This is a genomic window from Cognatazoarcus halotolerans, assembly GCF_009800965.1.
GTDB lineage: Bacteria > Pseudomonadota > Gammaproteobacteria > Burkholderiales > Rhodocyclaceae > Cognatazoarcus > Cognatazoarcus halotolerans.
Map to the genome: position 1 here is coordinate 62,148 of NZ_WUAF01000011.1, position 21,464 is coordinate 83,611.

Here is a 21,464-nt window from a genome sequence, read left to right on the forward strand (position 1 = left end):
AGGGGAGAATGAGCGGGCGATCAATGCAGGCGCGCGCAGTGCCGAAGGTCCGACAGAGACCATGAGCCCGAACCAGACGTCACTAAAGGAGGCATTGGTCCATGTGGAAATCCCTGCACATCGATCCGGCCAAATGCACTGGTTGCCTGCAGTGCGAGATGGCCTGCTCATATGAGCACACCGGCGTTATCAACCCCGCCAAATCCCGTATCAAGATCTTCGATTTCGAACACGAGGGCCGCAAGGTGCCCTACACGTGTACCCAGTGCACCGAGGCGTGGTGTCTCAATGCCTGCCCGGTCGACGCCATCCGCGTTGATCTGTCGACCGGCGCAAAGGTGGTCGACGAGGACATCTGCGTTGGCTGCAAGGTGTGCACGATCGCCTGCCCGTTCGGAACGATCAATTACAACCAGGACACCGGCAAGGTCCAGAAATGCGACCTCTGCGGTGACAATCCCGCTTGTGCGACTGCCTGCCCCACGGGTGCCATCACTTACGTGAATGCCGACTGGACCGGACTCGACCGGATGCGCCAGTGGGCCGCCAGGGCCAATACCGCGGTTGCGGTTGAATAGGAGGGCGCGATCATGGGATGGAACAAGAAGGTTCTGCGTGTCGACCTGACCGCAGGAACGTGTACCAGCGAACCACTCAACATGGAGTGGGCAAACGACTACCTCGGCTCCAGGGGACTGGCGACCAAGTATCTCGTCGAGGAGACCGATCCGACGGTTGACCCCCTGTCGCCGGGCAACAAGATGATCATGTCCACCGGCCCGCTTACCGGCACCATGGCGTCGACCGGCGGTCGCTATACGGTCGTTACCAAGGGTCCGCTCACCGGCGCCATAGCGTGTTCCAATTCGGGCGGCTTCTTCGGCGCGGAGATGAAGTTCGCTGGATGGGACATGATCATTTTCGAAGGCAGGTCGCCCAAGCCGGTCTACCTTTTCGTCGAAAACGACAAGGCCGAGTTGCGCGACGCGTCCCAACTGTGGGGCAAGACCTGCTGGGAAACCGAAGAAGCGATCAAGCGCGATCATCACGATCCGCAGATCCGCGTGTCGTCGATTGGACGTGCCGGGGAGAACCAGGTGCTGTTCGCCTGCGTGGTGAACGATCTGCACCGTGCGGCCGGACGTTCGGGCGTCGGCGCGGTGATGGGCTCGAAGAACCTCAAGGCGGTTGCGCTGCGCGGGACCAAGGGGGTTTCGGGAATCAGGGATTTTGGTGAATTCCTGAAGGTCACCACCGAGAAGAAGAAGGTCCTTGCCGACAATGCGGTCACTGGTCAGGGTCTTCCGACCTATGGTACCCAGGTGCTGATGAACGTGATCAACGAGATGGGCGCGCTGCCTACTCGGAATCACAAGGACGTGGCGTTCGAGGATGCCTCGAAGATTTCCGCCGAGGCCATGCACGAAAAGCGGGAAACCGACGGCAAGGCACAGCTGGTAACGAACGCTGCCTGCTTCGGCTGCACCATCGCCTGCGGGCGGATTTCCGCGATCGACAAGACCCACTTCACCGTGGTTAACAACCCGAAATACTGGGGCGCATCCGGTGGTCTGGAATACGAGGCAGCCTGGGCGCTCGGTGCAGCCAATGGTGTCGGCGATATCGAGGCACTGCAATACGCCAATCTGCTGTGCAATGAAGACGGCATGGATCCGATCTCGTTCGGGGCGACCGTGGGTGCGGTGATGGAACTCTACGAGATGGGGGTTCTCACCAAGGAGCAGATCGGTATCGATGCACCGTTCGGCTCTGCCGAGGCACTGGCCCGATTCACCGAGATGACGGCTCGTGGGGAAGGTTTCGGCAAGGAGATCGGTCTCGGCTCGAAACGGCTCTGCGAGAAGTACGGCCACCCGGAGCTGTCGATGAGCGTCAAGGGGCAGGAATTTCCGGCCTACGATGCGCGCGGTATCCAGGGCATGGGCCTTACCTATGCGACGTCAAACCGCGGTGCCTGCCATCTGCGCTCCTATACCGTGGCTTCCGAAGTGCTCGGCATTCCGGTCAAGACCGATCCGCTCGTTACCGAAGGCAAGCCTGAACTGGTCAAGGCCTTCCAGGATGCGACGGCGGTGTTCGATGCGGCAGGCATCTGCGTGTTTACTTCGTTTGCGTGGACGCTCGCCGATGTGCAACCGCAGATCGCGGCGGCGTGTGAGGGTGACTGGAGCATGGACAAGCTCAATGACGTCGGCGAGCGTATCTGGACCATGGAGCGTCAGTACAATCTCGCCGCCGGTTTCACCCGCAAGGACGACGACCTGCCGGCGCGGCTCAAGACCGAAGCGGCCAAGACCGGGCCCGCCAAGGGATTGGTGAGCGGTATCGACAGGATGATCCCCGAGTACTACCAGGTTCGCGGATGGACGCCGGAAGGCGTGCCGACCCGGGAGACGCTGGAACGCCTCGGCCTCTGATCCCATCATCCCCGGTTCCGCGAGGATGCGCCTGCCTGTCGCAAGGCGGGTGCGTCCGCATGTCCTCGAATATGCGCGGAACCTCTGTCATTTCGGAGAGTTCCGGATGAAACACGTGATTATCGGCAACGGCCCGGCAGGGGTCGTTGCAGCTGAAACGCTTCGGCATGCCGATCCGGCGTGCCAGATTCTGATGATTGGCAGCGAACTCGAGCCGCCCTATTCGCGTATGGCGATTCCCTATTTGCTGGAGGGGAACATCGACGAAAGCGGTACCTATCTGCGCAAGACGCCCGATCATTTCGCCAGCAAGCGAATCGAGACCCTCCAGGGGCGTGTCGTCGCGCTCGACACCTCGGCATGTACCCTGTTGCTCAAGGACGGAACGTCGATTTCTTACGATCGCCTGTTGGTGGCCAGTGGTTCACATCCGGTGCGGCCGCCGATTCCCGGCATTGATCGGCCGCAGACGCAGACATGCTGGACGCTCGAAGATGCCCGTGCGATTGCCGCGTTGACGAAACCTGGCAGCCGTGTGCTGCAACTCGGCGCGGGATTCATCGGTTGCATCATCATGGAGGCGCTGGCGGCGCGGGGCGTCGAGCTGACCGTGGTGGAAATGGGCGATCGCATGGTGCCGCGCATGATGACCCAGAAGGCAGGCAACATGATTCGCGAATGGGTCGAATCGAAAGGCATCCGCGTGCGGACCAGTGCCGGCGTGGAGCGAATCGACGACGGGACGGGCGATGCACCGCTGTCGGTCAAACTGTCTACCGGAGAGGCATTGCCCTGCGATGTGGTGATCGTCGCCGCGGGCGTGGTGCCCAACACCGGATTTCTCGAGGGGTCGCCGGTGCATGTTGCAAAGGGGGTGCTGGTGGACGACAGGATGCAGACCTCGGTTCCTGGCATCTATGCCGCCGGCGACGTCGCCGAGGCGCCCGACCTCTTTACGGGGGCGCACCTGGTATCGGCTATCCAGCCCAATGCGGTCGATCAGGCACGGGTCGCCGCGATCAACATGGCGGGTGGAAGCGCACGCATGCCGGGTGTACTCGCAATCAATGTGCTCGATACATTGGGCCTGATTTCTTCATCCTTCGGGCAATGGTGGGGTGGCGAGGGTACCCAGGGGGTGGAGCGGATCGACGAGGCCAATTTCCGATATATCAGCCTGCAGTTCCGCGGTGACGTGCTCGTGGGCGCGACTTCGATCGGTCTTACCGATCACGTCGGGGCGCTGCGGGGCTTGATCCAGGGGAAACTACGTCTCGGTGCCTGGCGGGATCGTCTTCTGGTCAATCCTTTCGCTTTCTTCGAGGCATATGTTGCGAGCACCCAACCGGTTTCGCTGAGCCGAGCGGCATGAAGATCCGCTTCAAGCTCTTCGCCGGCCTGACGGAACTCTTGCCGCCCACACGCAAGAGCAATGTCGTCGAGCTCGAGGTAGAGGATGGAACGAGCGTCCAGCAGATGATCGATCTCTACCGGATTCCGCCCCGCAATGCTCACCTGGTTCTGCTCAATGGCCTCTACATTGCTCCGGCCGAGCGGCCAGCAAGCCGCTTGTCCGAGGGCGATGAGCTTGCCATCTGGCCGCCGGTTGCCGGCGGCTGAGGGAATTCATGCGGGTGATGAGCGCGGGGTCGCGAAAGCGGATCGAGCGGGAAGTTGGCGCCACCCGGGCGGAGTTTCTGAGGGCACTGGCACTCGCGCACTCCCCGGGGGTCGAAGCGCTTGGTCCCGATACCTACCGGGTGCGTTCGGGAGATGTCGTGCTGGATATCTCACTTTTCGAGGCGCCGCCACGGCGCATTGCGCTGATCGAGATTCCGGTCCTCAAGGCAGTCTATGAGTTCGTCCAAGGAGGCGGTCCGGACTGCGAAGTGTTGCTTGCGAAGCTGGATCGCGCGATGCAGCGGGGAGGCGGTTGATTGTCGACTGGTGGGGTAGGTACGGCCTTCGGCGAGGCGCTCTCCTTGATATTGGCTTTCGACCATCAGGTGCTCGATATCGCGTTGCTGTCCCTGCGGGTCAGCGGCCTCGCGGTCGCAATCGGCTTGCTTATCGGTCTGCCGGCCGGCGCCTGCCTCGCGGTCGGCCGGTTTCGTGGGAAGCAGACGCTTGCCGTCATTGCAAACGGCTTCATGGGCTTGCCTTCGGTGGTGGTTGGTGTGGTGGTCTACCTGCTTTTGTCCCGTTCAGGACCTTTGGGTGACTTCGGCCTCTTGTATACGCCTAGTGCAATGGTCATCGCCCAGATCGTCCTGGTCGTGCCTTTGATGGCGGCCATATCACGGCAGGTCGTGGAGGATGCCTGGCGGCAGTATGCGGAGGAGTTCAACGCGATGCGATTTACATGGAGCCAGTCGGTGCGAACGCTCTTGCACGATTGTCGATACTCCCTTTTCGTGGCCGTGCTGGCCGGCCTCGGGCGGGCAATGTCAGAGGTAGGTGCGGTCATGATCGTCGGGGGCAATATCGATCGTTCGACCCGCGTCATGACCACTTCGATCGCGCTCGAAACGAGCAAGGGGGATCTCCCGCTCGCGATTGCGCTGGGTCTCGTGCTGATTGCAATGATCCTGCTGCTCAACGGCCTCGCATTTGTGGTCCGAAACTGGGCCATGCGCCGGTATTCCTGATGCCGATGTTTCCTGTATCAGCCTCTCGGTTACGTTTCGAGCCAAATGGCCACGCGGTGCTGCGGGGGCTTGATCTCGTCCTGGGCGGAGAGGGTATCTCGGTAGTGCTCGGCCCGAACGGGGCCGGCAAGAGCGTGCTCCTGAGGATCCTGTGCGGACTGCTCGAGCCGTCGGCCGGCACGCTTCGGTGGGGCGACTACGATCACTGTCCAGAAGGTGTGGCGATGGTCTTCCAGCAGCCGATCATGCTGCGTGCTTCGGTACTCGAGAATGCCGCGCTTGGTCTGATTCCGCTTGGCGTGGCGCGGCGTGAGAGGCAGGCGAGTGCATGGGCCATGCTGGAGCGGGTTGGACTCGCCGATCGGGCACGGGACAGCGCCCGCCAGCTCTCGGGTGGGGAGCGCCAACGTCTTGCGCTCGCGAGAGCCTGGCTGACCCGGCCGCGCCTGTTGTTGCTCGACGAGCCGACAGCGAGCCTTGATCCCTCCGGAGCCGAAATGGTCGAGAGGATCATTCGTGAAGTCCGCACCGAAGGTTGCAAAATAGTCATGACAACGCACAATCTTGGCCAGGCTACGCGACTCGCGGATGATGTCGTCTTCATGGCAAGTGGATGCGTGCGCGAGCACGTTCCGGTCAGCGAGTTTTTTCGACGTCCTGCTTCCGAAGAAGCGAGACTTTTCATACAAGGAGAACTACCGTGGCAAATGGCATTCTGAAGCGACTGGTCGCAGCCGCCGCGCTTTCGTTGGTGGCGCTGGGAGCGGCTGCAGCGGATTCGATCACGCTCGCATCGACGACCTCGACCGAGCAATCGGGCCTTTTCGGCCATATTCTGCCAATCTTCCAGAAGAAAACGGGCATCGAGGTGAAGGTTGTGGCGCTCGGTACCGGGCAGGCGCTGGATGTAGGCCGGCGGGGCGATGCCGATGCGCTGCTGGTTCACGATCGTGCTAAGGAGGACGCGTTCGTCGCCGAGGGCTATGGTGCCTATCGGAAGAACGTCATGTACAACGACTTCGTGATCGTCGGACCAACGGAAGATCCTGCTGACATCAAGACGGCGAAGGATGCCGGTGACGCGTTCAAGAAGATTGCGGACGGCGGCAAGGCCTTCGTCTCACGCGGCGATCGCAGCGGTACGCATTCCGCGGAACAGAGGTTCTGGAAAGCGGTGGATGTGAATCCGGTCGGACAGACCTGGTACAAGGAAGCCGGTGCCGGCATGGGACCGACGCTCAACATGGCCGCCGGCATGGGTGCCTACACGCTGACCGACCGCGGCACCTGGGCCAACTTCAAGAACCGCCAGGGGCTTGCGATTCTCTATTCGGGTGATCCCAAGCTGTTCAATCCGTACGGCGCGATCCTGGTCAATCCGGAGCGCCATCCGCACGTCAAGAAGGCGCTTGCCGAGACTTTCATCAATTGGATCACTTCGGATGAAGGTGCAGCTGCAATTGCTTCTTACAAGCTGGGTGGCGAGCAGCTCTTCTTCCCCATGAAGTGAGCGCGCCGAACAGCCGGAACGAAAAAAGGCATCCGAGGATGCCTTTTTTCGTTGATCGCCGACGTTTTGCCGTCAGGCGCTCAAGCGAAGTTGCTTGCCGCAAAGTCCCAGTTGGCGAGACTGTTCAGGAAGGTCTCGACAAATTTCGGGCGGGCATTGCGATAGTCGATGTAGTAAGCGTGTTCCCACACGTCGATGCAGAGCAGTGCCTTGTCGCCGGTGGTCAGCGGGGTGCCCGCAGCGCCCATGTTGACGATGTCGACCGAACCATCGGCCTTTTTCACCAGCCAGGTCCAGCCCGAACCGAAGTTGCCGACTGCGGAGGCCTGGAAAGCCTTCTTGAACTCGTCGAACGAACCCCATTTGGCGTTGATGGCTTCGGCCAGTGCACCGGTCGGGGCGCCGCCGCCGTTGGGTTTCATCGAATTCCAGAAGAAGGTGTGGTTCCACACCTGGGCGGAATTGTTGTAGATACCGCCGGCCGGGGCTTTCTTGACGATTGCCTCGAGGTCGAGGTTCTCGTATTCGGTGCCCTTGATCAGGTTGTTGAGGTTGGTGACGTAGGCCTGATGGTGCTTGCCGTAATGGAAATCGAGCGTTTCTTCGGAAATGTGCGGTGCAAGAGCGGTCTTCGCGTAAGGCAGTGCGGGAAGGGTGTGTTCCATCTGTTTCTCCTGGGTTTGATTCTTGATGAGAGCCCGACGATTCTAGTCGGGATAGCGGGGTGTGACAATTACGGCCCCATGACTCATTCGTCCGGCGACGTCGCTGCCGGGTGCGTGGCACTGACCACGGCATCGAGGCGGCCGTGGGACAGTCTGATGCTCAGTGCCTCGCCTGGCCCGACCGACGTGGCCTCCCGGACAATTCTTCCGTTCTGGTCGCGGACGATGCCGTATCCGCGGGCCAGAACGGATTCGGGGTTGAGATGGGCGAGATTCGCGGCAAGTCCGTCAACGCGTTCGTGCTGCCGGCGGATGAGCCGGTTCGCCGCACTACTCAATCGGTCCTCGATATGCCGCAGATGATCCTTCTGGGCACGGAAATCCGGGCGCTTCCCGGAGAGCCGCGCGGAGAGATTGTCGAGGCAATGCGAATGGGCGCGCAAGCGTGCCGTGGCTGCCCGTTTCAGGCGAGCATCGACGCCTTCAAGACGCTCGCGCGCCCTGGCAAGCCTTTCTCTCGGATGTATGACGCGAACCGCGGCACGATCGAGACGTTGGGCGGCGTTTTCGAGTGTGCGCGCCGCCGCGCGCAGGAGTCGCCGGGTCTGCTCGGCGAGGCGCTGGCTGATCGCGACATATGCCGCGGTGGCCAGTTCGGCGGCTGCCGTAGGGGTTGCTGCCCGAAGGTCGGCGACGAAATCCGCGATGGTGAAATCGGTTTCATGGCCGATCCCGGTTATGACCGGAACGGGGCTGCGGCGGATTACGCGTGCAAGGGCCTCGTCGTTGAAGGGCCACAGGTCTTCCAGGTTGCCGCCGCCCCGCACCAGCAACAATACGTCGATACCGTCGCGGGAGGCACGTGCGCCAGCGGTCTCTATCGCGCCGGCAAGCGCGTGCGGAGCTTCCGAACCCTGAACGGTCGAAGGGTAGATCACAATGGGCAGATGCGGGGCGCGGCGGCGCATTGCGGAAAGTACATCTCGCAGGGCTGCGGCCTGCAGCGACGTGATGATCCCGACGCCGCGCGGAAAGCTTGGCAATGGGCGTTTGTCGGATGCCTTGAAAAGCCCTTCGCGCTCAAGCCGCTCCCGTAGCGCGAGGAAGGCCTCGTACAGGCTGCCGACGCCTGCGCGGCGGATCGTTTCCACGTTCAGCTGGAAATCGCCCCTTGCTTCGTAAAGCGTTGCCAGCGCACGAACCTCGACTTTCTGGCCATGGGTCGGCTGAAAGGGAAGCAACTGCGCCTTGCTGCGCCAAAGCGTGCACCGCACCTGGGCTTGCGCATCTTTCAAGGTGAAATAGATGTGTCCGGATGCGGCTCGGGTGAGATTGGATATTTCGCCCGCGACCCAATGGAGGGGGATGGCGGACTCGAGCGCCTCACGCGCGAGTGTATTGAGCTCGGCAACCGAGATCGTCTGTTGTCCCCCGGCTGAGGAAAATTCGTTCGCGAAGCTCATCGGCGCATTTTACGTCAAGTGGCCGGGAGGTCAGGCCGCAAGCAACGCAGTTCGGAGTCGGAACACTCAGAAGGGGAAGGATGGCGGGGCTGCCATCCACAGCGGTCGGACCTTGTCAAGCCTCGGTAACAAAATCTGTCCGGTTGTGTTGGGTGGATCTAAGATATTGAAATAAAAAGAAAAAAATATTGATGCATTTTTGATCGGACGACCTTATTCCCTTTGTTTCCGGTACCTTCCGGCGTTTCAGCAGGCATGATCCACAAAGTTATCCACAGTTTCTGTGGATTGAGGTCGAGACCGTGTGGGGCTGGCCGCGTTCCAGAACTTGCAGAATGCGTCGCGGCGGGGATAGAGTCCCGCGTTTGGCAACTCCGGAGTGTGAGGCGTGTTCGCAATCATCGAGGCCGCGGGATGGCCTATCTGGCCGCTGTTGTTCGCATCCATCATTGCCGTGGCTCTCATCATCGAACGCTCGATCACGCTGAGACGCTCGAAAATCGTTCCTCCGGGACTGCTCGAGAAGATCGTGGCCGAGTACCGGCAGAAGGGCGTCTCGGCTGACATGGTCAATCGGGTGGCTGCGCACTCGCCTCTTGGAAGGGTTCTGGCGGCGGGATTGCGCAACGTGAGAAGTCCGCGCGACGTCATGAAAGAGTCGATCGAAGAAGCGGGGCGTGCCGTCGTCCATGACATGGAGCGCTTTCTGACCACCCTCGGGACCATCGCGTCGATCAGCCCGCTCATGGGGCTTTTTGGAACGATCATCGGGATGATCGAGATTTTCGGTTCTCAAGGCCCGTCGGGCGGCAGTCCACAGCAACTGGCCCACGGCATATCGATCGCCCTGTACAACACTGGATTCGGCCTCATGATCGCCATTCCGAGCATGATTTTCTGGCGGCATTTCCGCGCCCTGGTGAATGCCTTCGTGATCGACATGGAGCAGCAGGCGGTCAAGCTCGTCGAGGTTGTCCACGGCGAACGACGTAATTGACCGGCGGACAGTTCGATGAGATTCCAGAGCAATCGCAGGCAGGAAGAACCGGAGATCAACCTGATCCCGCTGATCGACGTGCTGCTGGTGATCATCATCTTCCTGATGCTCACCACCACCTATTCGCGCTTTGCGGGGCTCGAGATAAACCTTCCGAGCTCGACCGCGGATGCGACGGAAAGCGAGCCCAATGAAGTGAATGTGGCGGTGACGGCGAATGGCGACGTGCTGATCGACAAGCGCCCGGTCGGTGCCCGAGACATCGCGTCCATAGCAGCAGCGCTGGGCAGAGCGGCCGCTACCACGGGGAAGTCTCCGGTGGTGATCATAAGCGCCGATGCGAAGGCAACGCATCAGAGTGTCATCGATGTGATGCAGGCGGCACAGCAGGCCGGACTCGAACAGATTTCGTTTGCTACGCAGACGGCCAAGCGGTAGGCGTATCGGGTGGCCAGCCGCGGCGCACCGGCATTCTGGCAGCAGCGTGGGCTCAAGGCCCGCGCGCTGCTTCCGCTGGCCCTCGTTTTCGGCGCCTTGTCGGCGTTTCGGCGAAGTCTCTTTCTCCGGGGTGTCCTCAAGGTGCAACGTGTGCCGCGACCGGTCGTCGTGGTCGGGAACATTGCGGTAGGCGGCAGTGGCAAGACGCCTGTGGTGGTGTGGTTGTGCGAGCGACTTCGCGAGGCGGGCCACTCGCCGGGAATTCTGAGTCGCGGCTACGGCGGACGGGTCGAGGGGGTCGCCGAGGTGCCGGCCCGTGATGCGGACCCGGCGGTTTTTGGCGATGAACCGGTGTTGCTCGCTGCGCTGACCGGAGCGCCGGTTTTTGTGGGCAGAGACCGGCCCGCTGCTGCACGTGCCCTGTTGGCTGCCCATCCGGACTGCTCTGTGCTGGTGAGCGATGATGGCTTGCAGCATTACCCGATGGGCCGTGATGTCGAGATCATCGTCGTGGACCCCGCGGTCCTCGGAAATCGCTACCGGTTGCCCGCAGGTCCCTTGCGCGAGCCGATGGAGCGGCTTGCAGAGGCCGATTTGGTGTTGCTGCACGGTGGTATGGACGCACAGCTCGAGGCAGCCCGCGGCACGGCGGAGGTGTTCGCGATGAGGCTTCAGCCGGGCGATTTGGTGGCAGTTGACGGGTCAGGAGCGAGCGCGCCGCTTTCGACGTTCCGTGGTCGAACTGTCCATGCGGTCGCCGGAATTGGCCGGCCGGAGCGATTTTTCGATACCCTGCGCCGGGCCGGTGTCGAGCCGATCTGCCACGCCTTTGCGGATCATCACCCATTCGTGGCCGAAGACCTGCGCTTCAAAGATGCATTTCCACTGCTGATGACCGCCAAGGATGCGGTAAAATGCCGGGCTTTCGCGCCGCCGGACAGCTGGGTGCTGCCGGTTGCGGCGCAGCTCGATCGGGGTGCTTTCAGAATCGTGATGGAGAAGCTGGTCCATGGACAGTCGTCTGCTTGAAATCCTGGTTTGCCCGCTCTGCAAAGGGCCGCTCGATTATCGCAAGGCCGAACAGGAACTGGTCTGCAAGCCATGCAGGCTCGCCTACCCGGTGCGTGATGGCATTCCGGTGATGCTCGAGGACGAAGCTCGGCAGATGCCCGCTACCGAGGATTGATGCGATGGCCGGCTTCAAGGTCGTGATTCCGGCCCGCTTTGCCTCGAGCCGTCTGCCAGGAAAGCCGCTGGCCGACATCGGTGGCAAACCGATGGTGGTACGTGTGCTCGAACGCGCCCGCCAGGCGGGTGCCGACGAGGTCTGGGTGGCGACCGACCATTCCGGTGTCGCGGCTGCAGTGGAGTCTGCCGGCGGATCGGTCGTGCTGACGCGTGAGGATCATCCCAGTGGTACCGACAGGCTCGCCGAGGTCGTGGCTCGTCTGGGCTGGGATGACGAAACCTTGGTTGTCAATGTCCAGGGCGACGAACCGCTGATCGAGCCGACGCTCGTGAGTCGGGTCGCGCAAGTTCTTGCGGATGATCGCGAAGCGTCCATTGCGACCGCAAGCCATCCGATCGACGATCCGGAAGAGTTGTTCAATCCCAATGTGGTCAAGGTCGTATGCGATAGCCATGATCGTGCGCTCTATTTTTCGCGTGCGAGTATTCCCTGGGCGCGTGATGCGTTTGCAGATGGCGGACGCGGCGTGCCCCCGGGATTCGTGATGCAGCGTCATGTCGGCCTCTATGCATACCGGGCAGCCTTTCTGCGGCGTTATGCCGACCTCCAGCCTTCCCCGATCGAGACCTGGGAAGCGCTGGAGCAGCTGAGGGCGTTGTGGCATGGCTACCGTATCAGGGTTCTTGCGATCGATTCGGCGCCACCCGCGGGTGTCGACACGCAGGCGGATCTCGAGCGGGTTCGCAAGGTGTTTGACCGCATGGGTGATTGTGGTTAACTTGCCGCTGAAGTTTTCATAAATGCGGCCCGTTCGAGGATGCCGCGAATATCGGGAGGGTATATGCGACTCATTCTGTTGGGACCGCCGGGCGCGGGCAAGGGAACACAGGCCAACTACATCAAGGAAAAGTTCGGCATTCCACAGATCTCGACTGGTGACATGCTTCGTGCCGCCGTCAAGGCAGGCACCCCGCTGGGTGTCGAGGCCAAGAAGGTGATGGATGCGGGCGGCCTCGTTTCGGATGACATAATCATCGGTCTCGTAAAGGATCGTTTGCAGCAGGACGACTGCAAGGCGGGTTACATGTTCGACGGCTTTCCGCGCACGATCCCGCAGGCGGAAGCGATGAAGGCCGCGGGTGTACCGATCGATTACGTTCTCGAAATCGACGTGCCTGACGGTGACATCATCGAACGCATGGGTGGTCGCCGGGTGCATGTGGCATCGGGCCGGACTTATCATGTGAAGTTCAATCCACCCAAGGTTGAAGGGAAGGACGACGTGACCGGCGAGGATCTGATTCAGCGCGACGATGACCGTGAAGAAACGGTCAGGAAGCGGCTCGAGGTCTATCACGCGCAGACCAAGCCGCTGGTTGCCTACTATTCCGACTGGGCAGCCACCGGTGATGCCAAGGCGCCGAAATACCGCCGTATTGCCGGCCAGGGAAAGGTTGAAGAGATCACTGCCCGGGCTTTCGACGCGCTGAAGTAATCATCCCTGCTCAGGCCGGGTCAAGAGGCGTGCCAGGAGACGATGCGTCCCTGGCACGCCTTCTCTTTTTAGTGAGACGGGTTCGATGGCACCTCCCAACGCCTTGTACGCGCAGTCCGGCGGCGTCACTGCGGTAATCAATGCTTCCGCCTGTGGGGTGATCGAAACTGCACGACGGCATCCTCGACGTATTGGCAGGATGCTTGCGGCGCGGAACGGGATTCTTGGGTTGCTTTCCGAAAGCTTGGTGGATACCGGGAGCTTCGCGAACGATCAGCTGATTGGCATGCGAAATACACCCGGGGGTATCTTTGGCTCGTGTCGTTTTGATCTCGACGAAGAGCGCGACAATCCTGCGCAGTACGATCGGATCTTTGAGGTACTCGCGACGCACAGGGTCGGTTACCTCTTCTACAACGGGGGCAACGGGTCGATGCGAACCGCGCGACAGATCGCGGAATCGGCGCTTCGCCGGGATTATCCGTTGGTCGTCGTGGGGATTCCCAAGACCGTCGACAACGATATCGTCGAGACAGATTGTTGTCCCGGTTACGGTTCGGCGATCAAGTATCTGGCGACGTCGATGCGAGAGGCGTCGATCGATCTGGCCTCGATGAGCACCCGGCGGGGGCGGGTGTTCGTTCTCGAGGTCATGGGGCGCAATGCCGGCTGGTTGGCTGCCGGCTGTGGGCTGGCCGCAGACCGGGAGGATGCGGCCCCACATCTGGTATTGCTGCCGGAAGTGACGTTCGACGAGGCGCGGGTGCTCGCCGCGATCAAGACATGTGTCGCGCGGCTCGGCTACTGCGCGATCGCGGTGGCCGAGGGCGTCCGCTCTTCCGATGGCAAGGCGCTGGCGCAGGTCGCCACGGACCCCGCGGGTTATGTCCAGCTGGGGGGGGCGGGGGCCTTCGTGGCGGGCAGGGTCGCCAGTGTGCTTGGATACAAGGTGCATCATGCGATCGGTGATTACCTGCAACGTGCAGCACGCCATCTTGTTTCGGCCACCGACGATGCGCAGGCCCATGCTGTTGGCGTGTTCTCGGTGGAGGCGGCGCTGCGAGGCCAGAGTGGTGTTTGCTGCGTCATCAGACGAACTTCTTCCACGCCATACTGCTGGCAGGTGGACTCGGTGCCGCTTGCAGACGTGGCCGATTTCGAGCGCACCTTGCCGCCCGAGTACATCCGCGGGGATGGCCTGCACGTGAGCGAGGCATTTCGTGCCTGGGCGCAGCCACTCATCACAGGTGAATGCCTGCCGGCGTTCCGGGACGGACTCCCGCGTTACTGGCAGCCGCGTCTGGTCGAGATGCCGCGGCTGCTCGAGCCCTACACGATCTAGGGCTTCACGGACGGATTGAGCGAATAGGTTCCAGTGATCGATGCCTTGTCGAGCACGTGGCCCGAAATGGCATCGCGTACCGCCTGACCGGTGATTGCCCCCGGAATGTCGGGCCGCTCAACGTCCAAGGCGTACAGGGTGAAGACGTAGCGATGAATAATTTCATCGTTCCAGGGCGGGCAGGGGCCGTCGTAACCGTAGTAGTCGCCGCTCATCTGCGCATCGCTTGCGAACCAGCCGGTGTAGTCATTGATGCCCTGTCGCGTCCCGCGCGCCGCAGCTGGGCCGGATTTCCCCGTTGCCGTAACCCCGTCGCTGAATTCGGCTTCGAGGATCGGTGATGCGTCGGCTGGCAGATCTACGAGGATCCAGTGAAAGAAGTCTACACGCGGCAGTGAAGCCGGGACGGTACGTCCTTCCTGATTGACGTCGTCTCCACGGCTGGGTACGTCGGGATCGTGGCAGATGAGCGCGAGCGATCTAGTCCCGGGGGGAAGCCCGGACCATGCGAGCTGGGGATTCCTGTTCGGTGCAAGGGCCACATGGCCTTCCGCGGCAGGATTGCAAAATGCGAAGGAATCCGGAATTCGTTCGCCATCATTGAAGCTCGTGCTGGTCAGTTTCATGCCTGCCTCCACTTTGGAGCACAACCTGAAGTCAGGTTGCCATCAGCCCGAATTGTAGCGCTGCCTCGCTAAGCTGCGGCCTTGCGTCTGAAGTCGGCCGGCCTGAATCCGAGGATGAAGAGCGTCGCGAAGTAGGCTACGGCGCCGACGGCAACGACACCGGCCAGCTTCGCGACGCGTGCAATTCCTTGCCCGGCAAGCCAGCTTTCGGCGCTGCCGGCCGCAAACCACAAGCTTGCCCCAAGGACCAGCAGTGCGATGGCCAGTTTGCCGAGGAACAGCCCCCAACCGTCTTGCGGCGCATAGATGCCCTTGGCACGAAGGCCGCGATAGAGCATGCCGGCGTTCAGGCACGAGGCAAGACCGATGGACAGCGCCAGTCCTGCGTGCTGGAGGGGCGTTATGAAAGCGAGGTTCATGAGCTGTGTGGCGATCAGCGTGACGATCGCGATTTTGACGGGCGTGCGGATGTCCTGACGGGCGTAGAACCCGGGGGCGAGCACCTTTACCAGGATAAGTCCGGTGAGGCCAATGCTGTAGGCCATGAGCGCGTCGCGAGTGTGAGCGACATCCGCGGCTTCGAACGCACCATAGTGAAACAGCGTGGCAACCAGCGGGACGGCAAGAACTGCCAGGGCCAGGGCTGCTGGCAAGGTCAGCATGAGCGTAAGCCGCAATCCCCAGTCGAGCAGTGAGGAAAATTCCTCGTGCCGCTCGTCGGCATGCAGTTTGGAGAGGCTGGGCAAGAGGATGGTCCCCAGTGCGACGCCCAGCATGCCTGCCGGAAACTCCATCAGGCGGTCGGCGTAATAGAGCCACGAGACGCTCCCGCTTGGCAGAAAGGATGCGAACACCGTGTTGATCAGAAGAGAAATCTGGCTGACCGAAACGCCCAGCGTGGCCGGCGCCATGAGCTTGAGGATCCGGTTCACACCCGGATCGCGCAAGGTGAAGTCGAATCTGGGCAACATGCCGATTCGTCGCAACGGGGCGATCTGTAGTGCCAGCTGCAAGGCCCCGCCGATGAACACGGCCCAGGCCAGCGCCGCTACCGGGGGGTTGAAGTACGGGGCAGCGAAGAGTGCCATCGCGATGAACGAGATATTCAGCAGGACCGGAGTGAAGGCGGGTACCGCGAATCGACTCCAGGTGTTGAGCACGCCGCCCGAGAGCGCCACGAGTGACATGAACAGGATGTAGGGGAAGGTGATACGGGTAAGTTCGACGGTCAGCGCGAACTTGTCGGCATCTTCCGAGAAACCCGGAGCGGAGACATAGATGATCAGCGGAGCTGCGACAACGCCGAGCAGCGAGACGAGCAGTACGACCAGACCGAGTATTGTCGCGACCCGGTTGATGAGCGTATGGGCTTCGGTATCGCCACGACGGTTCTTGTACTCCGCGAGAATCGGGACGAATGCCTGCGAGAATGCGCCTTCCGCGAAGAGCCTGCGCAGTAGATTGGGAAGCCGGAATGCGACAAAAAACGCGTCTGTAACCAGGCCAGCACCGAATGCGCGCGCGATCACGAAGTCGCGCACAAAGCCCAGAACGCGGGAGAGGAGTGTCATGCCGCTGACGGTTGCCAGCGCGCGTAGAAGATTCATGTGTCTGCGTTCGACGTTTATGGCCAAGGTCGCGGATGATACCGGATGCCGATCGATGCGGTTTCGGTGCGTCGTCAATCCGGGAGTTCGCCGCGCTTGGTGCGATTTTAGTTGCTAACTCCCCCCGGGCTGGCTAGAATCGCGGGTTTCGTAAACCAAACAACGGAATTTCTCGACATGGCCAATTCGGCACAAGCCCGCAAACGCGCGCGTCAAGCCTTGACGGCACGCGCCCATAATGCAAGCTTGCGTTCGCGCCTGCGTACCGCGATCAAGGCAGTGCGCAAGGCCGTCGCAGCAGGTGACAAGTCTGCCGCCCAGCAGGTGTTTCAGGCGTCCACCAGCACGATCGACAGCATCGCTGACAAGAAAATCATTCACAAGAACAAGGCCGCTCGCCACAAGAGCCGTCTGTCTGCCGCGATCAAGGGCATGGCTGCTTGATCGACGCTGAAGTATGAATGCTAGAACGGCGACCACAGGGTCGCCGTTCTTTTTTGGTCTTCTCCAAGCTGAGCGGTTACGTTTCCGCCGCAGAACATCCAACGGTCGCGTCCGGTTGGTGATTTCCTGCTCTGGCGGGTTCAGACGGCGGTCGTTTCGGGGTCAACGGTGTCGACCTGGAGGTTGTTGTCCTTCGCGAAATTAACCAGAAAATTGTAGGCGAGGGGTTCGACATCGTGGAGGCGGGCATCGACAACAACGGTTTTGTCGCCCTTCAGAGAGCATCCGGGACGCACGTACGGTGAGTACATCATCCGGTTGTCAGCTCCGAATGCGGACATGACGCCGCAAAGCCTGTCTGCCCAGTCGCTGGGCCTGAATTTCTTGCCTTCATTGGTGACGCCGACGATGACAAAGCTCTGGATTCTTGATTTCATTTTCCGAGCCGCGAGGCTGTAAACAGGACGGTGGACAAACTTGCGCGAGAGTCGTCGCCGGGGGCGGGCGTTCGGCTGCCTTTGGAGGCCCGTGCAGCGATGCTGCCGAATGGTATCAGAAAACGGTCGTTTCGCATGGCGCGCGGCTTGTCCACAAGGTGAACTTCTCGCCCGTACCGGTACGGCAGCCGAAGAACCCGAGGGGGGCGAACTATACAATCGAGGCCGCTTTCGCTTACCATTGGCGGTCAGTTTGACGCCGACGGCGGCCCGTGCCGCCGTCTGCTTTTTAGATCACGGGGCCCGAATCGGGGCTTTCGTCTCGGCACTCGGGGAGAGTGATGTCGCACCTGATGAATACATACGGACGTTTGCCGGTCGCTTTCGAGCACGGCGAAGGCGTCTGGCTGTTTGATGAGAGCGGAAAGCGCTATCTCGATGCGTTGGCCGGGATCGCGGTGTCTACACTGGGGCACAACCACCCCCGCCTTGTCGAGGCGATCGCTCGCCAGGCTGCGAGCGTCATCCACACCTCGAATCTTTACCGGATTCCTCTGCAGGAGGCGCTGGGCGACCGGCTCGCCGAGCTGGCGCAGATGGAGCAGGTGTTTTTCTGCAATTCGGGTTGTGAGGCGAACGAGGCTTCGATCAAGCTGGCCCGTCTTTACGGCCACCAGAAGGGCATCGAACAGCCTGCGATCATCGTCATGGAGCAATCGTTTCACGGCCGCACGCTGGCGACGCTTTCGGCGACGGGCAACCGAAAGGTCCAGGTCGGCTTTGAGCCACTGGTGTCCGGGTTCGTAAGGGTGCCATTCGATGACATCGGGGCGATCAACAAGGTCGCGGAGTCGAATCCGAACGTCGTCGCTGTGCTGTTGGAACCTATCCAGGGCGAAGGCGGAATCCACGTCGCTCATGCCGAATACATGCGTTCGCTGCGAGATCTGTGCACCCGTCAGGGCTGGCTGATGATGCTCGATGAAGTGCAGTGTGGCGTCGGCCGGACCGGGGCCTGGTTTGCCCATCAGCAACTGGGGATTCGACCTGACGTGATGTCGCTTGCCAAGGGGCTGGGTTCGGGCGTCCCGATCGGCGCCTGTCTTGCCGCAGGGCCGGCTGTCGATGTTTTCAAACCCGGCAATCATGGAACCACTTTCGGCGGCAATCCACTAGCCTGCGCGGCGGCGCTCGCAACCTTGCAGATTCTCGAGGATGACGACCTGCTGGCACAGGCGACGAAGGTCGGAGACTATATCCGCCGTCAATTTGCCGACGCGTTGAGCGACCTTGAAGGTGTTCGCGACATCCGGGGTTCGGGTTTGATGATCGGGATCGAATTGGATCGTCCCTGTGGGGAGCTGGTGAGCAGGGCGATCGCAGCCGGTCTGCTGATCAACGTGACTGCCGAGCGCGTCATTCGATTGCTGCCCCCCCTGGTGTTTACCGAAGCGGATTCCGATGTGCTCGTCGAGCGGCTCGTGCCGCTGATCCGGGCGCATCTGACTGCCTGAAAATAGCAAAGAAGGTCGGAATGAACCCACCACGCCACTATCTTCAGTTCAAGGACTTTTCGGCACAGGAGTATGACTACCTGTTCGAGCGCATTTGTCGGATCAAGGACCGATTCAAGCGCTACGAGCCGTATCGTCCGCTGTTCGACCGTTCTCTGGTAATGATCTTCGAGAAGGCCAGTACTCGGACCCGCCTGTCGTTCGAAGCCGGAATGCAGCAACTTGGCGGAGCGGCGATCTATTTGAATACCCGTGATTCGCAGCTGGGGCGTGGCGAGCCGGTGGAAGACGCCGCTCAGGTGATTTCGCGAATGACCGACATCGTCATGATTCGCACTTTCGAGCAGGAGATCATCGAGCGGTTTGCGGCCAACTCGCGGGTACCGGTGATCAACGGACTGACGAACGAATACCATCCGTGCCAGATCCTCGCCGATATCGTTACGTTCATCGAGCATCGCGGTTCGATCAAAGGCAAGACGGTGGCCTGGATCGGCGATTCGAACAACATGTGCAATACCTGGCTGCAGGCGGCGGAAGTGCTCGATTTCAATGTGCACGTTTCTACCCCGCCGGGTTACGAAGTCGAACCTGAACGCGCCGGGCTCTACGGCACGGACAATTTCGAACAGTTCGCCGATCCGATGGATGCCTGTCGTGGTGCCGATCTGGTGACGACCGACGTCTGGACCTCAATGGGTTTCGAAGCCGAGAACGAGGCCCGCATGAAGGCTTTCGCCGACTGGCAGGTCGACGAGGACATGATGGATGTAGCTCGGTCGGATGCTCTTTTCATGCACTGCCTGCCCGCTCACAGGGGGGAGGAAGTGTCCGCCGGTGTGATCGACGGCGTTCATAGCGTTGTGTGGGACGAGGCGGAGAACAGATTGCATGCGCAGAAGGCGCTGCTGGAGTTCCTGCTGCTGGGTCGTGTGGATGACTGAAGTCCTGCGTGGTCTACTGGTCGGAGCGTCGCTGCTCGTGACGATGCAGGCCGGTGCTGCGGACGGCGGTGACGATTCACGACAGCGGGTCGAAATGCCTGCGCAGGCAGTCGAGCTTCTGCGGGCCGAAATGCGGGCGCATACTCTGGCACTTGCCGAAGTGTCGGGCTTGTTGGCCGAGGGAAGGTTCGAAGAGGCCGCCGCAGCTGCCGACGCCGGGATCGGCTTCGGGTCGATGGGGCAGCAAAGGGGTAATCCGGATGCGCCGGGAAGACACATGCCGGCAGCGATGCATCGGCTCGGAATCGGCATGCATGACGCTGCCAACCAGTGGTCCGAGGCGATTCGGAGCGGGGATGGCAAACGGATTTTTGCAGGGTATCAGGCGGTGATGAACGCCTGCGTGTCCTGCCACATGGCTTACCGGGTGCGTTGATCCCGGCAATTTGATATCTGGAAGTTAAGAGATGAGCGACGTCAAGAAGGTTGTGCTGGCTTATTCCGGCGGACTGGATACTTCGGTGATTCTGAAGTGGCTCCAGGACACCTATCAATGCGAGGTGGTGACTTTCACCGCCGATCTGGGGCAGGGCGAGGAGCTCGAGCCGGCGCGTACCAAAGCGCTGAAATTCGGAATCAAGCCCGAGCACATCTACATCGATGACCTGCGCGAAGAGTTCGTCAGGGATTTCGTCTTTCCGATGTTCCGTGCCAACACGATCTATGAAGGGGAGTATCTGCTCGGCACCTCGATTGCCCGGCCGCTGATATCCAAGCGCCAGATCGAAATTGCCCGCGAAACCGGTGCTGACGCTGTGTCGCATGGCGCAACCGGCAAGGGTAACGACCAAGTGCGTTTCGAGCTGGGATACTACGCACTGATGCCCGGTGTGAAGGTCATTGCACCGTGGCGGGAGTGGGATCTGCTCTCGCGCGAAAAGCTTCTTGCCTATGCCGAGAAGCACGGCATCCCCATCGAGATGAAACACAAGCAGGGCGGTTCGCCGTATTCGATGGATGCCAATCTCCTGCACATCTCGTTCGAGGGGCGTCATCTCGAGAACCCGGCTGCCGAGGCCGAGGAGTCGATGTGGCGTTGGACCGTTTCGCCCGAGGCTGCGCCCGATGCTGCCGAATATCTGGATCTGGAGTTCGAAAAAGGCGATCTCGTCGCGATCAACGGTACTCGCCTGAAAGCGCATGAGCTGCTGGCCAAACTAAACGAACTGGGTGGCAAGCACGGCATCGGCAGGCTTGATCTCGTCGAAAACCGCTACGTCGGAATGAAGTCGCGTGGTTGCTACGAAACCCCTGGGGGCACGATCCTGCTCAAGGCCCACCGCGCCATCGAGTCGATCACGCTTGACCGCGAAGTCGCGCACCTCAAGGATGATCTGATGCCGCGCTATGCGAGCATGATCTACAACGGCTATTGGTGGGCGCCCGAGCGAGTCTCGCTGCAGGCCTTGATCGATCAGACGCAGTTGACCGTCAATGGCTGGGTCCGTCTGAAGCTCTACAAGGGCAACGTGATCGTGGTCGGGCGTGATTCGAAGACCGATTCGCTGTTTGATCCGACGATTGCCACATTTGAAGACGATGCCGGTGCTTACGACCAGAAGGACGCCCACGGATTCATCCGGTTGAATGCGCTTCGCATGCGCATTGCCGCGAACGCAAGACTCAAGCGCGGCTGAGGGAGACTGG

25 protein-coding genes are annotated in these 21,464 nt (G+C 61.1%); 20 read left to right on the forward strand and 5 right to left on the reverse strand.

The features are described 5' to 3' along the window. The first annotated feature begins 101 nt into the window (after positions 1-101). The 8 genes from GQB03_RS14565 (at position 102) to GQB03_RS14600 (ending at position 6,596) form a co-directional block, all read left to right on the forward strand. Positions 102-578 carry a 4Fe-4S dicluster domain-containing protein gene (locus tag GQB03_RS14565; protein WP_159690805.1) on the forward strand — a complete coding sequence of 159 codons (477 nt, stop codon included), beginning with the start codon at positions 102-104 and terminating at the stop codon, positions 576-578. 12 nt (positions 579-590) lie between these two features. After that, positions 591-2,438 (forward strand): aldehyde ferredoxin oxidoreductase family protein, encoded by a 1,848-nt coding sequence (locus GQB03_RS14570; RefSeq protein ID WP_159690819.1) that lies wholly within the window; start codon positions 591-593, stop codon positions 2,436-2,438. A 106-nt stretch (positions 2,439-2,544) separates the two neighbouring features. Continuing rightward, positions 2,545-3,810, forward strand: a complete 1,266-nt coding sequence (locus tag GQB03_RS14575; RefSeq protein ID WP_159690822.1) for an NAD(P)/FAD-dependent oxidoreductase — start codon at positions 2,545-2,547, stop codon at positions 3,808-3,810. Further along, complete coding sequence (locus GQB03_RS14580; RefSeq protein ID WP_159690825.1) at positions 3,807-4,058, forward strand: MoaD/ThiS family protein; 252 nt, start codon at positions 3,807-3,809, stop codon at positions 4,056-4,058. Before GQB03_RS14575 ends, GQB03_RS14580 begins: the two co-directional genes overlap by 4 nt. Before the next feature lie 8 nt (positions 4,059-4,066). Beyond that, positions 4,067-4,375 (forward strand): hypothetical protein, encoded by a 309-nt coding sequence (locus GQB03_RS14585; protein WP_159690828.1) that lies wholly within the window; start codon positions 4,067-4,069, stop codon positions 4,373-4,375. Then, on the forward strand, positions 4,376-5,086 hold the full coding sequence (locus GQB03_RS14590) for an ABC transporter permease (RefSeq protein ID WP_159690831.1): 711 nt from the start codon (positions 4,376-4,378) through the stop codon (positions 5,084-5,086). Next, positions 5,086-5,805: an ATP-binding cassette domain-containing protein gene (locus tag GQB03_RS14595; RefSeq protein ID WP_159690834.1), complete on the forward strand. Its 720-nt coding sequence runs from the start codon at positions 5,086-5,088 to the stop codon at positions 5,803-5,805. Before GQB03_RS14590 ends, GQB03_RS14595 begins: the two co-directional genes overlap by 1 nt. Next, entirely contained in the window at positions 5,787-6,596 is an 810-nt protein-coding gene (locus GQB03_RS14600) for a substrate-binding domain-containing protein (protein WP_235027077.1), read from the forward strand. Before GQB03_RS14595 ends, GQB03_RS14600 begins: the two co-directional genes overlap by 19 nt. Positions 6,597-6,676: 80 nt before the next feature. Here GQB03_RS14600 and GQB03_RS14605 read toward each other — a convergent pair whose 3' ends face one another. Both GQB03_RS14605 and xseA read right to left on the reverse strand, forming a co-directional pair. Then, on the reverse strand, positions 6,677-7,261 hold the full coding sequence (locus tag GQB03_RS14605; RefSeq protein ID WP_159690840.1) for a superoxide dismutase: 585 nt from the start codon (positions 7,259-7,261) through the stop codon (positions 6,677-6,679). A gap of 83 nt (positions 7,262-7,344) precedes the next feature. Then, positions 7,345-8,724 carry an exodeoxyribonuclease VII large subunit gene (gene xseA / locus GQB03_RS14610; RefSeq protein ID WP_159690843.1) on the reverse strand — a complete coding sequence of 460 codons (1,380 nt, stop codon included), beginning with the start codon at positions 8,722-8,724 and terminating at the stop codon, positions 7,345-7,347. Positions 8,725-9,112: 388 nt separating this feature from the next. Between xseA and GQB03_RS14615 the strand changes: the two genes are divergently transcribed. The 7 genes from GQB03_RS14615 to GQB03_RS14645 all read left to right on the forward strand — a co-directional run bounded on the left by GQB03_RS14615 (position 9,113) and on the right by GQB03_RS14645 (position 14,185). Beyond that, positions 9,113-9,721: a MotA/TolQ/ExbB proton channel family protein gene (locus GQB03_RS14615; protein ID WP_159690846.1), complete on the forward strand. Its 609-nt coding sequence runs from the start codon at positions 9,113-9,115 to the stop codon at positions 9,719-9,721. Positions 9,722-9,736: 15 nt separating this feature from the next. Further along, positions 9,737-10,159: an ExbD/TolR family protein gene (locus GQB03_RS14620; protein ID WP_159690849.1), complete on the forward strand. Its 423-nt coding sequence runs from the start codon at positions 9,737-9,739 to the stop codon at positions 10,157-10,159. A gap of 9 nt (positions 10,160-10,168) precedes the next feature. Further along, complete coding sequence (gene lpxK / locus GQB03_RS14625) at positions 10,169-11,188, forward strand: tetraacyldisaccharide 4'-kinase (protein ID WP_159690852.1); 1,020 nt, start codon at positions 10,169-10,171, stop codon at positions 11,186-11,188. After that, entirely contained in the window at positions 11,169-11,345 is a 177-nt protein-coding gene (locus GQB03_RS14630) for a Trm112 family protein (RefSeq protein WP_159690855.1), read from the forward strand. Before lpxK ends, GQB03_RS14630 begins: the two co-directional genes overlap by 20 nt. A gap of 4 nt (positions 11,346-11,349) precedes the next feature. After that, positions 11,350-12,126, forward strand: coding sequence for a 3-deoxy-manno-octulosonate cytidylyltransferase (kdsB, locus tag GQB03_RS14635; RefSeq protein ID WP_159690857.1), 777 nt, complete (start codon positions 11,350-11,352; stop codon positions 12,124-12,126). Between the two features lie 63 nt (positions 12,127-12,189). Then, positions 12,190-12,843 carry an adenylate kinase gene (adk, locus tag GQB03_RS14640; protein ID WP_159690859.1) on the forward strand — a complete coding sequence of 218 codons (654 nt, stop codon included), beginning with the start codon at positions 12,190-12,192 and terminating at the stop codon, positions 12,841-12,843. A gap of 85 nt (positions 12,844-12,928) precedes the next feature. Further along, positions 12,929-14,185 (forward strand): 6-phosphofructokinase, encoded by a 1,257-nt coding sequence (locus GQB03_RS14645; RefSeq protein WP_159690861.1) that lies wholly within the window; start codon positions 12,929-12,931, stop codon positions 14,183-14,185. Here the strand turns inward: GQB03_RS14645 and GQB03_RS14650 are convergent. Next, entirely contained in the window at positions 14,182-14,811 is a 630-nt protein-coding gene (locus GQB03_RS14650) for a YbhB/YbcL family Raf kinase inhibitor-like protein (RefSeq protein ID WP_159690864.1), read from the reverse strand. The two genes, GQB03_RS14645 and GQB03_RS14650, sit on opposite strands and share 4 nt — an antisense overlap. 68 nt (positions 14,812-14,879) lie before the next feature. Beyond that, positions 14,880-16,418 (reverse strand): murein biosynthesis integral membrane protein MurJ, encoded by a 1,539-nt coding sequence (gene murJ, locus GQB03_RS14655; protein WP_159690866.1) that lies wholly within the window; start codon positions 16,416-16,418, stop codon positions 14,880-14,882. A 177-nt stretch (positions 16,419-16,595) separates the two neighbouring features. On the opposite strand from murJ, the gene rpsT reads away from it, so the two are divergent. After that, positions 16,596-16,862, forward strand: coding sequence for a 30S ribosomal protein S20 (gene rpsT, locus GQB03_RS14660; RefSeq protein WP_159690869.1), 267 nt, complete (start codon positions 16,596-16,598; stop codon positions 16,860-16,862). A 140-nt stretch (positions 16,863-17,002) separates the two neighbouring features. Here rpsT and GQB03_RS14665 read toward each other — a convergent pair whose 3' ends face one another. After that, positions 17,003-17,299, reverse strand: coding sequence for a DUF3579 domain-containing protein (locus tag GQB03_RS14665; protein ID WP_159690872.1), 297 nt, complete (start codon positions 17,297-17,299; stop codon positions 17,003-17,005). A gap of 341 nt (positions 17,300-17,640) precedes the next feature. On the opposite strand from GQB03_RS14665, the gene GQB03_RS14670 reads away from it, so the two are divergent. The 4 genes from GQB03_RS14670 to GQB03_RS14685 are packed head-to-tail and all read left to right on the forward strand — an operon-like array spanning position 17,641 to position 21,454. Beyond that, entirely contained in the window at positions 17,641-18,813 is a 1,173-nt protein-coding gene (locus tag GQB03_RS14670) for an aspartate aminotransferase family protein (protein ID WP_159690875.1), read from the forward strand. Positions 18,814-18,833: 20 nt separating this feature from the next. Further along, complete coding sequence (gene argF, locus GQB03_RS14675) at positions 18,834-19,757, forward strand: ornithine carbamoyltransferase (protein ID WP_159690878.1); 924 nt, start codon at positions 18,834-18,836, stop codon at positions 19,755-19,757. Beyond that, positions 19,750-20,193: a cytochrome C gene (locus GQB03_RS14680; RefSeq protein WP_159690880.1), complete on the forward strand. Its 444-nt coding sequence runs from the start codon at positions 19,750-19,752 to the stop codon at positions 20,191-20,193. The genes argF and GQB03_RS14680 overlap by 8 nt, the downstream gene beginning before the upstream one ends. Before the next feature lie 31 nt (positions 20,194-20,224). Then, the gene (locus tag GQB03_RS14685) at positions 20,225-21,454 is read left to right on the forward strand and encodes an argininosuccinate synthase (RefSeq protein WP_159690882.1); all 1,230 of its coding nucleotides are present in this window, start codon (positions 20,225-20,227) and stop codon (positions 21,452-21,454) included. Positions 21,455-21,464: the final 10 nt, after the last annotated feature.

Bases quoted from the DNA above. Each gene is read 5' to 3' on its own strand.
- GQB03_RS14565 (WP_159690805.1), top strand. From the start codon at position 102: ATGTGGAAATCCCTGCACATCGATCCGGCCAAATGCACTGGTTGCCTG.
- GQB03_RS14570 (WP_159690819.1), top strand. From the start codon at position 591: ATGGGATGGAACAAGAAGGTTCTGCGTGTCGACCTGACCGCAGGAACG.
- GQB03_RS14575 (WP_159690822.1), top strand. From the start codon at position 2,545: ATGAAACACGTGATTATCGGCAACGGCCCGGCAGGGGTCGTTGCAGCT.
- GQB03_RS14580 (WP_159690825.1), top strand. From the start codon at position 3,807: ATGAAGATCCGCTTCAAGCTCTTCGCCGGCCTGACGGAACTCTTGCCG.
- GQB03_RS14585 (WP_159690828.1), top strand. From the start codon at position 4,067: ATGCGGGTGATGAGCGCGGGGTCGCGAAAGCGGATCGAGCGGGAAGTT.
- GQB03_RS14595 (WP_159690834.1), top strand. From the start codon at position 5,086: ATGCCGATGTTTCCTGTATCAGCCTCTCGGTTACGTTTCGAGCCAAAT.
- GQB03_RS14605 (WP_159690840.1), bottom strand. From the start codon at position 7,261: ATGGAACACACCCTTCCCGCACTGCCTTACGCGAAGACCGCTCTTGCA.
- xseA (WP_159690843.1), bottom strand. From the start codon at position 8,724: ATGAGCTTCGCGAACGAATTTTCCTCAGCCGGGGGACAACAGACGATC.
- GQB03_RS14620 (WP_159690849.1), top strand. From the start codon at position 9,737: ATGAGATTCCAGAGCAATCGCAGGCAGGAAGAACCGGAGATCAACCTG.
- GQB03_RS14630 (WP_159690855.1), top strand. From the start codon at position 11,169: ATGGACAGTCGTCTGCTTGAAATCCTGGTTTGCCCGCTCTGCAAAGGG.
- kdsB (WP_159690857.1), top strand. From the start codon at position 11,350: ATGGCCGGCTTCAAGGTCGTGATTCCGGCCCGCTTTGCCTCGAGCCGT.
- adk (WP_159690859.1), top strand. From the start codon at position 12,190: ATGCGACTCATTCTGTTGGGACCGCCGGGCGCGGGCAAGGGAACACAG.
- GQB03_RS14645 (WP_159690861.1), top strand. From the start codon at position 12,929: ATGGCACCTCCCAACGCCTTGTACGCGCAGTCCGGCGGCGTCACTGCG.
- GQB03_RS14650 (WP_159690864.1), bottom strand. From the start codon at position 14,811: ATGAAACTGACCAGCACGAGCTTCAATGATGGCGAACGAATTCCGGAT.
- murJ (WP_159690866.1), bottom strand. From the start codon at position 16,418: ATGAATCTTCTACGCGCGCTGGCAACCGTCAGCGGCATGACACTCCTC.
- rpsT (WP_159690869.1), top strand. From the start codon at position 16,596: ATGGCCAATTCGGCACAAGCCCGCAAACGCGCGCGTCAAGCCTTGACG.
- GQB03_RS14665 (WP_159690872.1), bottom strand. From the start codon at position 17,299: ATGAAATCAAGAATCCAGAGCTTTGTCATCGTCGGCGTCACCAATGAA.
- GQB03_RS14670 (WP_159690875.1), top strand. From the start codon at position 17,641: ATGTCGCACCTGATGAATACATACGGACGTTTGCCGGTCGCTTTCGAG.
- argF (WP_159690878.1), top strand. From the start codon at position 18,834: ATGAACCCACCACGCCACTATCTTCAGTTCAAGGACTTTTCGGCACAG.
- GQB03_RS14680 (WP_159690880.1), top strand. From the start codon at position 19,750: ATGACTGAAGTCCTGCGTGGTCTACTGGTCGGAGCGTCGCTGCTCGTG.
- GQB03_RS14685 (WP_159690882.1), top strand. From the start codon at position 20,225: ATGAGCGACGTCAAGAAGGTTGTGCTGGCTTATTCCGGCGGACTGGAT.